General features: G+C 68.5%; 10 protein-coding genes. 4 read left to right on the plus strand and 6 right to left on the minus strand.

The genetic code is table 11. From position 1 onward, the window contains the following. Positions 1-19: 19 nt before the first annotated feature. From QH290_RS31835 to QH290_RS31855, 5 genes are read right to left on the minus strand one after another with little or no spacing between them, the layout of a single operon-like run. Positions 20-1,042: an MCE family protein gene (locus QH290_RS31835; RefSeq protein WP_280386928.1), complete on the minus strand. Its 1,023-nt coding sequence runs from the start codon at positions 1,040-1,042 to the stop codon at positions 20-22. Beyond that, on the minus strand, positions 1,039-2,046 hold the full coding sequence (locus QH290_RS31840) for an MlaD family protein (RefSeq protein ID WP_280386929.1): 1,008 nt from the start codon (positions 2,044-2,046) through the stop codon (positions 1,039-1,041). Before QH290_RS31840 ends, QH290_RS31835 begins: the two co-directional genes overlap by 4 nt. Continuing rightward, the gene (locus tag QH290_RS31845) at positions 2,046-3,083 is read right to left on the minus strand and encodes an MlaD family protein (protein ID WP_280386931.1); all 1,038 of its coding nucleotides are present in this window, start codon (positions 3,081-3,083) and stop codon (positions 2,046-2,048) included. Before QH290_RS31845 ends, QH290_RS31840 begins: the two co-directional genes overlap by 1 nt. 4 nt (positions 3,084-3,087) lie before the next feature. Continuing rightward, positions 3,088-3,957 (minus strand): MlaE family ABC transporter permease, encoded by an 870-nt coding sequence (locus tag QH290_RS31850; protein ID WP_425301778.1) that lies wholly within the window; start codon positions 3,955-3,957, stop codon positions 3,088-3,090. Then, the gene (locus tag QH290_RS31855) at positions 3,957-4,793 is read right to left on the minus strand and encodes an ABC transporter permease (RefSeq protein ID WP_425303674.1); all 837 of its coding nucleotides are present in this window, start codon (positions 4,791-4,793) and stop codon (positions 3,957-3,959) included. The genes QH290_RS31850 and QH290_RS31855 overlap by 1 nt, the downstream gene beginning before the upstream one ends. A 130-nt stretch (positions 4,794-4,923) precedes the next feature. Here QH290_RS31855 and QH290_RS31860 point away from each other — a divergent pair, with 130 nt between their 5' ends. Together QH290_RS31860 and QH290_RS31865 are read left to right on the plus strand one after the other, a co-directional pair. After that, a complete protein-coding gene (locus QH290_RS31860; protein WP_280386932.1) occupies positions 4,924-5,925 on the plus strand; it encodes an AraC family transcriptional regulator in 1,002 nt (333 codons plus the stop codon). Positions 5,926-6,047: 122 nt separating this feature from the next. Further along, on the plus strand, positions 6,048-7,193 hold the full coding sequence (locus QH290_RS31865; protein ID WP_280386934.1) for an acyl-CoA dehydrogenase family protein: 1,146 nt from the start codon (positions 6,048-6,050) through the stop codon (positions 7,191-7,193). A gap of 225 nt (positions 7,194-7,418) precedes the next feature. On the opposite strand, the gene QH290_RS31870 is transcribed toward QH290_RS31865, so the two are convergent. Continuing rightward, complete coding sequence (locus tag QH290_RS31870) at positions 7,419-7,763, minus strand: hypothetical protein (RefSeq protein WP_280267024.1); 345 nt, start codon at positions 7,761-7,763, stop codon at positions 7,419-7,421. 148 nt (positions 7,764-7,911) lie between these two features. Between QH290_RS31870 and QH290_RS31875 the strand changes: the two genes are divergently transcribed. Together QH290_RS31875 and QH290_RS31880 are read left to right on the plus strand one after the other, a co-directional pair. Beyond that, the gene (locus tag QH290_RS31875) at positions 7,912-8,592 is read left to right on the plus strand and encodes a hypothetical protein (RefSeq protein WP_280386937.1); all 681 of its coding nucleotides are present in this window, start codon (positions 7,912-7,914) and stop codon (positions 8,590-8,592) included. A gap of 105 nt (positions 8,593-8,697) precedes the next feature. Then, positions 8,698-9,682, plus strand: a 985-nt coding sequence (locus tag QH290_RS31880) for an IS481 family transposase (RefSeq protein WP_280386939.1), incomplete at its 3' end; no start/stop codon positions are given.

A 9,682-nucleotide genomic window follows, 5' to 3' on the forward strand; every position in this document is an offset into this window, starting at 1 on the left:
GGTCCGCGAATCCACCCCATCAGCACGCCCTCCCCTGGTAGGGAATACAGATCGCCGCGCCCTGCCCCGGCGCGGGAGGCGGCGCGATCCGCAGACCGTCCGGGCCGAGCATCGCCGAGATCTTGGCGACGAACTCCTTGATGCCGTCGACGACGGTCTGAATCTTGGCCGGGTCCTGGAACACCTTGTCGAACAGCTGCTCGAATTCGGTGACGGCGGGCTCGATGTGGTCGCCGTAGGCCATGATCGGGCGGTGCAGCACGTCCGCCAGCCGCCGCAGCAGGTCGAAGGTGCGCACCACATCGGCCTTGCGCTGGCCCAGGGTGACTCCGACGACCCCCAGTTGGCGCACGAAGTCGGCGAGCACGGCGCGGTCGGTGGCGATGGCGCCGATGTATTCGTCGGACACCCGCACCGCCTCGTTGAGTTCCCGGTCGCGGTCGGCCAGCACCTGCGACAAGCCGGTGAAGTTGCCGATGATGTTGCGTACGGCATCGGGCTGCCCGGCCAGCGCGCGATTGACCTCGGCGACCGTGGCCCGCAGCGTGGCGCCGTCCACCTCCCTGATCTTCGGGGTGGCCGACTCGATGATGTCCGACAGCTCGAACGGCGTGCTGGTCCGCTCGGGCGGAATATGCTTGTCGCCCAGCGCCTTCGACCCCTTCGGGGTCAGGGCGAGATAATGGCCGCCGATCGGTGTGAGCATCTTCACCGCGGCCGAGCTCTGCTCGCCCACCGGCACCGAACGGTCGACACCGAACCGGATCTCGACGTGATCGCCCGCCAGGCGCACCGACCGCACCTCGCCCACCTTGATGCCCGCGACCCGTACCTCGTCCCCGGGCCGGGCGCTGCCGGAGGTCCGGAAGTCGGCGGTGTAGCCGCGCTGTTCGAACGGCACCGCGTAGACCACCGCGGCCGCCAGCAGCGCCACCACACTCACCACCACTCCCGCTATGCCCCAGCGCAATTGGGAGATCTGCACGCCGTGGTCGGCGAGGAAGTCGCGCACCCGCGCCCTGCCCGGTATCAGCGAAATCATCGGCACACCACCAGGTTCTGGTTGTCGAGCACCTGCGCGCCGATACCCGGGACCGGCGCCGGGCCGGACGAGCAGCTCAGCGCGACCGGCTGCCCCTTCGGCGGCACCGCGCTGTTGAGCCCCGACAGCAGCGACGGCATGAGCGACAGGATCTCCACGATCTGATCGGTCTGCGGCAGCAGCCGCCGCACCAGCGCATCCAGCGGCTGGTAGTTGCCGTCGTAGATGTCGCGCAACTCTTCCAGCAGCGGGATCAGCGGCCCCATGGTGCGATTGGCCTTCTCGACCGATTCCAGGATCAGCCCGGTCTGGGTGCTGAACTGCCGCAGGATCCCGCCCAGCTGATCCACCAGATCGCCGACGGCGGCGGACTTTCCGCCGATCGACTCCGACACCTCCCCCAGATTGCGGATCAGCAGCACGATCACCGCCTCGCTGTTCTTGGCGTACTTGGTGAGCCGGTCGAGATCGGCCAGCGCGGGCCCGATTCCGCTGCCGTCGCCGCGCAGCACCCGCAGCAGGTTCTGCCCGAACTGGTTGAGCTGCGCGGTGTCGATGGTCTCGAACAACGGCTTGAACCCGTTGAACAGCTTGGACACATCGAAACTCGGGGTCGTGCGCGCGACCGGGATGGTGGTGCCCGAGGCGATCTTGCGGCCGGGCATCCGATCCGGCAGCAGCTCCACGTATCGCTGCCCCACCAGATCCTGGTACCGCACCGCGGCGCGGGTGTTGTCGTAGAGCGGGCGCGCCCGGTCGACGGTGAAGCGCACCCGGGCCAGTTCGCCGTCCAGCCGCACCGATTCCACCGTGCCGACGGCCACACCCGACAGCCGCACCGTATTGCCCTCGTACAGGCCCGACACATCGGTGAACACCGCCTCGTAGGCCACCCGGTCGGCGGGGACCGGGGTGTTCAGGGCGGAGACGACGAATACCGCGCACACCGCGACCACGACGAAGAACACGGCCAGCTTCGCGCTCGCGGCGCCCACACTGCGCATCACCGCACCCCCGGCTCCGGCGCGGCGATCGAATCCACCAGGTACGGCATGGTTTTCACGATCACCTCGAGCTGCAGCTGCACCCGCCCGTCGACCACCGGGAAAGCCTCCCCCACGCGCCCGATCAGCCCGTGAACACGGTCGTAGGCGGGCGCGACGGTGCCCAGCGACACCCCGATCGGCACCGCGACATCCAGGACGCCACCGAGGATCCGCGACAGCTCCGGATTGTCGCGCGCCAGCAGATCGGCGACGCCGCGCAGCAGCACCGCGTCGACCCCGTCGAGCGAGCGGTCGGTGCGGGCCCGGTTCGCCGCCTCGCCGAAATACACGCTCTGGTCCAGGATTCCGAGGATCGCCTCGACCACCGGCGGGGTCAGCTCGGCGGCGCCACCGCTGACCTCGGCGCCGATGCCCAGATAGTGCGCCAGCGGCGCGCGCTGCTCGGTGGCCAGCATGCGCGCGGTCTCGAAGAACGACTCCACGGTCGAACCGAGCGCATCGCTGTTGTCGATCAGCAGGTCGAACAGGCGCCGGACGGTGCCGGAGTCGAGCACCTGCGTCAGCCGCGCCGCCCGCCGGAACATCCCGGCGACGGTGGCGTTCTGCGCATTCTCACCGATGTGCAACGTGGCATTCTCGGGCAGCGGTGCGCCGTGCCCGGTCGGCACCAATTCGATTGCGCTGGAACCGAAGACGTTGGAGGAGGTGAACCGTGCCGAGATGGCGTCGGTGAGCACGCGGGCCTGCCCGCGATCGAGGTCGAGCTCGATGCGCTGATGCCCGTAGCCGACGGTCTCCACGTGCCGCACGCGCCCGATCGCCAAACCGTGAAACTTCACCTCCGCACCCGGCGCCAGACCCTCGCCGAGCGTCGCCGCATCGATCGTGAGCCGGAACCGGTCGGTGAACCGGCCCTGCGCGTAACCCGCGACCACGACCGCCACCACCGCGATCAGCGCGGCGATCACCACGCCGCGCAGCCGCAGCATCCACGGCCCCGCGGACCGGCCCGAATGATCGACGAAAACACCCATCGCCCTACCCCGAGATCCTGATGCCGACGTCCAGCCCCCAGAAGACGATCGTCATGATCATGTCCGCCACCACCACCAGCACCAGGCTGGCGCGGATCGCCCGCCCCGACGCCCGGCCCACCCCCTCCGGTCCGCCGCTGGCGTAGAAGCCCTGATAACCGTGGATCACGATGATCATCACCACGAAAACCGTTGCCTTGACCAGGGATGCGAGCACATCGCCCGGTTGCAGGAAGGCGCCGAAATAGTGGTGGTAGGTGCCCGAGGACTGCCCGTGCAGCACGTTCACCACCACCGCGCAGGAGATGTAGGACAGGATCAGCGTCAGCAGATACAGCGGGACGATCGTGATGATTCCCGCGATCACCCGCGTGGTGACCACGAACGGGATCGGCCGGATGCCGATGGCCTCCAGCGCGTCGATCTCCTCGGAGATGCGCATCGCGCCGATCTCCGCGGTCATCCGGCATCCGGCCTGCGCGGCGAACCCGATCGCCGCCACCATCGGCGCCATCTCCCGGGTGTTCGCGTAGGCCGACACGAAACCGGTCAGCGGGCCCATCCCGACCATGTTCAGCGCCGTGAAACCCTCCACGCCGATCGAGCCGCCGACCGCGATCCCGAGGAACACCAGCACCGCGACCGTGCCGCCGCCGACGATGATTTTGCCGCTGCCCCAGGTGATGTCGGTGAGGATCAGCATGGTCTGGCGCCGATACGCGCGCAGCGTGTGCGGCACCGCGCCGAGCACCCGGACCACGAAGGTGGCCTGATGGCCGAGCGCCTCGAACACCGTCATCGGTGCGCGCGCACCGGCTACCGCGGTGCGGCCGAACGCGCCGAGCGGGACATAGCGGGAGGGCACCTCGGTCATCAGCCCACCTTCGTCGGCAGGAACATCGAAACCAGCTGCGTGATCACCAGATTCACGCCGAAGGCGGCGATCACCCCCAGCACGACCGCGGCATTGACCGCATTGGCCACCCCCTTCGGGCCCGCGGTGGCCTCCAGTCCGCGCTGACACGCCACGATCAGCACGATCACCCCGAACACCACCGACTTCACGATGGCCACCGCCAGGTCCGCCATCGAGGCGAACGACGAGAATGATGCCAGGTAGCTACCGGGCGTGACGCCCTGAAACCCCACGGCGACAACGTATCCGGTGAACACGCCCATGAAGATGATGAGCAGGCACAGCAGCGGTGTCAGCACCAGCATGGCCGCCAGCCGCGGCACCACCAGCCGCCGCACCGGGTCGGTGCCCATGACGCGCAGGGCGTCCACCTCGTCGCGAATCGTGCGCGCCCCCAGGTCGGCGGCGATCGCGGATCCGGCGGCGCCGCCGAGCAACAGCGCGGTGACCATCGGGGCGCCCTGGCGGATCACCCCCAGGCCCCCGGCGGCGCCCGACACCGATGTCGCGCCCACCTGCTGGGTGAGGCTGCCGACCTGTACCGAGACGATCACACCGAACGGAATCGCCACCAGCACAGCGGGAATCGCGGTCACGCTGACGATGAACCAGCCCTGCTGCAGGGTGTCGCGCCACGGGTGGCGCAGCCCGATGAGATCCTGCACCAGATAGCGAAACGCCGCCACGCCCATCTGCAGCGTGCGCCCGAACGTGCACAAGCCCGAAAGCACCAGGTCGACCGACCATCTCACCATCGGCGCCGAGAGTCGGGCAACCTTCTCGATGGTCGTCATAGCACTCCCCGCAAACCCGCCTGCGCCGTCGAGCGTGAGCGTATAACAGTTAGCCGACTGACATGTCACTCTTCGTGGAATTGGTCGGCGGTGCCGGTACCCGGTGCGACCCGATTGCTACGGTCGGCAGGTGACCTCGACCGATGCCGGATACACCCTGCCCATTCAGCGGGTACGGGCCATGGTCGACCTGGCCGAGGCGCGCGGGTGGGATGTGGGCGGCATGCTCGGCGAGGCCGGGATCTCCCCGGAGCTGCTCGCCGAGGGCCGGTCTCGCGTCACGGTCGAGCAGACCGTGCTGATGGTGCAGCGGCTGTGGCGCGCCACCGACGACGAACTGTTCGGCCTCGGCCTGCATCCGATGCCGCGCGGCACCTTCCGGCTGGTGTGTTTCGCGCTGCTCGGCGCGGCCGATGTGGGTGCGGCGATCCGGCGGTTCGTCGGCTTCCGGAAGTCGCTGCCCGGATTCCCCCCGCTGACGCTCACCATCGACGGTGACCAGGCGCGGCTGTCGTTCGATATCGGCGGCATCCGCAAGCCGGTGCCGCTGATCATCGACACCATGCTGACCATCGCCCACCGCTTTCTGGGCTGGGCGGTCGGCGGCCGCATCCTGCTGCGGCGGGTCGAAGTCCCCTATCCCCCTTCCGATCTCGATGATTACGATCTGATTTTCGGTGCGCCCGTGGTCTTTTCGGCGCCCGACCCGGCACTGGTGTTCGATGCCGCCGTGCTGGCCACCCCGCTGGTGCGCGACGAGGGCGATCTGCTGGAGTTTCTGCGCGATGCGCCGTCGGCGGTGATCGGCCGCCGCCACTACTCGGTCGCGCCGAGCGCGCAGGTGCGCCGCATTCTCGAGCGCGGCCTGCGGGGCGACTGGCCCACCGTCGACGAGGTCGCCGCCGAGCTGGCGATGAGCCCGCAGACGCTGCGCCGGAAGCTGCGGGAGGAGCACACCTCCGCACGCGAGATCCGCGAGCAGATCCTGCGCGACGCCGCCGTCGCGAGCCTGGTCCGCGGCGAGGAGACCGTCGCCGCCCTCTCCCGGCGGCTGGGCTTCTCCGAACCGAGCGCCTTCTCCCGCGCGTTCCGCCGCTGGACCGGCAGCCCACCGGGCTCCTATCAGCGGTAGCCCGCCGGGAATGCGTGGGCCGCTCGAGCGGTCCGGTCAAGAAGTCGAGCGCTGGGGTCATTGGCGGGCGGGCGTCGCGTGCGCAGCATCGGAGGCAAGCATCCGAACAGAGGAGTTCTGCCGTGTCGTTGCACCGTTCCCCGTGGATGGACGAGGATCTGGACGCACTGTCCGAGCTGGCGCGCCGCTTCTTCGAGAAGGAGTGCGCACCCAACGAGGACCGGTGGGGACGCCAGCACCACGTGGACCGCGAGATCTGGAACAAGGCCGGCGACGTCGGGCTGCTGTGCCTGAGCATTCCCGAGGAATACGGCGGGGGCGGCGGCACTTTCGCGCACGAGGCGGTGGTCGCCGTCGAGCAGACCCGCGCCATGGCGCCCAGCCTCGGCAACCCGGTGCACTCCACCATCGTCGCCCACTACATCAATGCCTACGGCACGGAAGAACAGAAGCGGGCGTGGCTGCCGAAGATGGCCACCGGCGAGATCGTGGCCGCCGTCGCGATGACCGAGCCCGGCACCGGATCCGACCTGCAGAGCATCCGCACCAAGGCGGTCCGGGACGGCGACGACTACGTCATCAGCGGCGCCAAGACCTTCATCTCCAACGGATTGCTGTGCGATCTGGTGCTCGTGGCGGTCAAGACCGCGGAAGGTAAAGGCGCGGATACGGTTTCGCTGATCGCGGTGGAGACCACCCGCGACGGCTTCCGGCGCGGGCGCAACCTGGAGAAGGTGGGCCAGCACGGCCAGGACACCTGCGAGCTGTTCTTCGACGACGTGCGGGTGCCGCGGTCGAATCTGCTCGGCACCGCCGAGGGGCTCGGCTTCATCCAGCTCATGCAGCAGCTGCCGCAGGAGCGCCTGATTCTCGCCGTCGCCGCGGCCGCCGCCATCGAGAAGACCGTCGAGATGACGATCGAGTACACCAAGGAGCGCGAGGCGTTCGGCAAGCCGATCTTCAAGTTCCAGAACACCCAGTTCGTGCTGGCCGAGTGCGACACGATCAAGAGCGTGGCGTGGGCGTTCACCGACGACTGCATCGCCAAGCACCTGCGCGGCGAGCTGGACGTGCCGACGGCGGCGAAGGCGAAGTGGTGGCTCACCGAACAGCAGTGCCGCATCGCCGACGAATGCCTGCAGCTGTTCGGCGGCTACGGCTACATGGCCGAATACCCGATCTCCCGCGCCTTCACCGACGCCCGCATCCAGAAGATCTACGGCGGCACCAACGAGATCATGAAAATGATCATCGGCCGCAGCCTGTGACCGCCTAGGGCGCAGATCTACTGCGCGGCACAGGAATTCGACCGGCTAGACCGGGCTCGGCGGCTCGTCCTCACTCCCGAAGCCGAACAACTCCAGGACCGACGGCAACCGACCGCAGCACGAGAACCGTTCCGCCAGTTGCACTCACACGGCGATAAGACCCCACGGACCCGGTCTCGGGCAAGTCCCCGGGACCCGCTTTGACAGAACCTTGACGGCCGAGCGCTATTCCGAGGTGAGTTCGGCCAGGGCGTCGGCGGCGTCGCGGTTGCCGCCCGCGGCGAGGCGGCGCAGCTCGATCAGGTCGGCCTGGTCGGTCGCCAGTTGCACGAGTTCGGCGACGGCGTCGGGGTTGCCGCTGTCGGCCCAGCGGCGCAGCTCGCCCATGTCGCCCCGGTCGGCCGCCATCTCGACCAGTTCGTCCACGGCGTCGGCGCTTCCGGCGGCCGCCAGGCTGCGCAGTTCGTCCATGTCGCCGCGCTCGACGGCCCGCACGATCAGTTCGCCGATCGCGTCGGTGTCGCCCGCGGCCGCGCGCTCCCGCAGTTCGGCCAGGTCGGAATCGGTCATGAAACGCACCCTTTCGGTGGTCGTCGGCCCTTTTCTCCCGGTTCGGCCGAGCATATCCCCGAAATCGCGAGCCGCGGCGCAACCGGCAACGAATCACTACGCGGCCGAGCCGAACGCATAGGATGCCGGAGACGACATGGAGGGTGCGATGACCGGAGCGAGGATTACGGGTGCGCTTGCGGCGCTGGTGGTTTCGGCGGGGCTGCTCGCCGGTGCGCCCGCCGCGCAGGCCGGGCCGGGCGACTGCGCGGCGGGCAATCCGCTGCAGGCCGAGGCCCAGCTGTTCGCCACCGACAATACGGACACCATCACCGACCCGAACGATCCGAGGCTGCGAAACCGGTTGGAGGCCTTCGAACTTCAGGTCGACGGCATCGCGCTGCGGCAGCTCACGCTGCCCGTGGGGTCGACACTGGTCAGCGGCGTGTTCTGGTCCGACGCCCAGCAGCGGGCCACCTACGAGCGGTCCCGGACATTCCGGCTGGCCTGCCTGGCCGCGCCGGATCTGCACCGCATCGCCGACCAGGTCCGCAGCCGCTTCCGCCAGGAGTCGGTGCTCACCTTCGAACCGCTGCCCGCCGACTCCCCGGCCCGCGACGCCTTCACCGTCGAGATCCCCGGCGTCGACGTCACCCGATTCCACGACGCCCTCGTCGCCGACCCGGCCGCGCGCACCCGGTTGGTGGGCGGCTCCATCACCGAGAACAACACCCTGATCCTGATCGCCGACCTCGCCGACCTGCCCCTGGTGCGGCAGTTCGCCGAACGTCTGGGCGCCGCCTGGGATCCGGACTCGATCCGCTACGGCGATCGCGAATTCGTCGACTAGCTGTACTGACCACGGACGTTGGTGACGGCGTGGCGAGCTGACATGGCGAAGACCTCCGAGTGAAGTGAGAGCTGTCTAGGAACTCATTCACTGCCGGAGGTCTTCGTGTCCCACCGTAATGCCCCGCTCTCGGAGTTGGGCCGGTTACGTCTTGCTCGTTGTGTCGTCGAGGACGGCTGGCCGTTGCGGCGGGCCGCGGAAAGATTCCAGGTCTGCCACACCACCGCCAAACGGTGGGCAGACCGCTACCGGGTCCACGGCGCGACCGCGATGGCCGATCGATCCAGCTGCCCGCATCGCAGCCCGGCGCGGACCCCGACCCGCACCGAACGCCGCATCATCAAGGTCCGGGTCCTGCGCCGGTGGGGGCCGGCCCGCATCGCCTACCTGCTCGGATTGAATCCCTCGACAGTGCACCGGGTTCTGCGACGCTACCGGCTGAGCAGGTTGAGTTGGCTCGACCGCGCTACCAGCACACCGGTGCGCCGCTACGAACACGACCGCCCTGGTGATCTGATCCATGTCGATGTCAAGAAACTCGGCAAGATCCCCGACGGCGGCGGTCATCGCAAACTCGGTCGCAGCGTGGGGCGGCGAAACTGGCAGGCCCACAAACCCACCGCCGAACGCAACGGCTACGGCAACCCCCGCCACGGCTACCACTATCTGCATACCGCGCTCGATGATCATTCCCGTCTGGCCTACAGCGAGATCCTGGCCGATGAACGCAAAGACACCGCTGCCGCGTTCTGGACCCGCGCTGCCGCATGGTTCGCCGTCAACGGCATCAGGATCCGAAAAGTGTTGACTGACAACGGATCCTGCTATCGATCCCGCACCTTCGCCGAGGCCCTCGGGCCGGTCGTTCATAAACGCACTCGTCCCTACTGCCCTCAAACCAATGGCAAGGTTGAGCGGTTCCATCGCACCCTGGCTGACGAATGGGCCTACGCCCGGCTCTACCGCAGCGACTCCGAACGATGCACAGCCTTCACGACCTGGCTACACACCTACAATCACCACCGCGGCCACACCGCACTCGCAGGCCACCCGCCAGCCAGCCGCGTTGCGAACCTCTCAGGTCAGTACA

This window comes from Nocardia wallacei (genome assembly GCF_029869545.1).
In the GTDB taxonomy this organism is placed as follows: domain Bacteria; phylum Actinomycetota; class Actinomycetes; order Mycobacteriales; family Mycobacteriaceae; genus Nocardia; species Nocardia wallacei_A.

What these genes read in the sequence shown, in the direction of transcription:
- QH290_RS31875 (WP_280386937.1), top strand. Translation starts at nt 7,912, where the DNA reads ATGACCGGAGCGAGGATTACGGGTGCGCTTGCGGCGCTGGTGGTTTCG.
- QH290_RS31855 (WP_425303674.1), bottom strand. Translation starts at nt 4,793, where the DNA reads ATGACGACCATCGAGAAGGTTGCCCGACTCTCGGCGCCGATGGTGAGA.
- QH290_RS31845 (WP_280386931.1), bottom strand. Translation starts at nt 3,083, where the DNA reads ATGGGTGTTTTCGTCGATCATTCGGGCCGGTCCGCGGGGCCGTGGATG.
- QH290_RS31840 (WP_280386929.1), bottom strand. Translation starts at nt 2,046, where the DNA reads ATGCGCAGTGTGGGCGCCGCGAGCGCGAAGCTGGCCGTGTTCTTCGTC.
- QH290_RS31850 (WP_425301778.1), bottom strand. Translation starts at nt 3,957, where the DNA reads ATGACCGAGGTGCCCTCCCGCTATGTCCCGCTCGGCGCGTTCGGCCGC.
- QH290_RS31870 (WP_280267024.1), bottom strand. Translation starts at nt 7,763, where the DNA reads ATGACCGATTCCGACCTGGCCGAACTGCGGGAGCGCGCGGCCGCGGGC.
- QH290_RS31835 (WP_280386928.1), bottom strand. Translation starts at nt 1,042, where the DNA reads ATGATTTCGCTGATACCGGGCAGGGCGCGGGTGCGCGACTTCCTCGCC.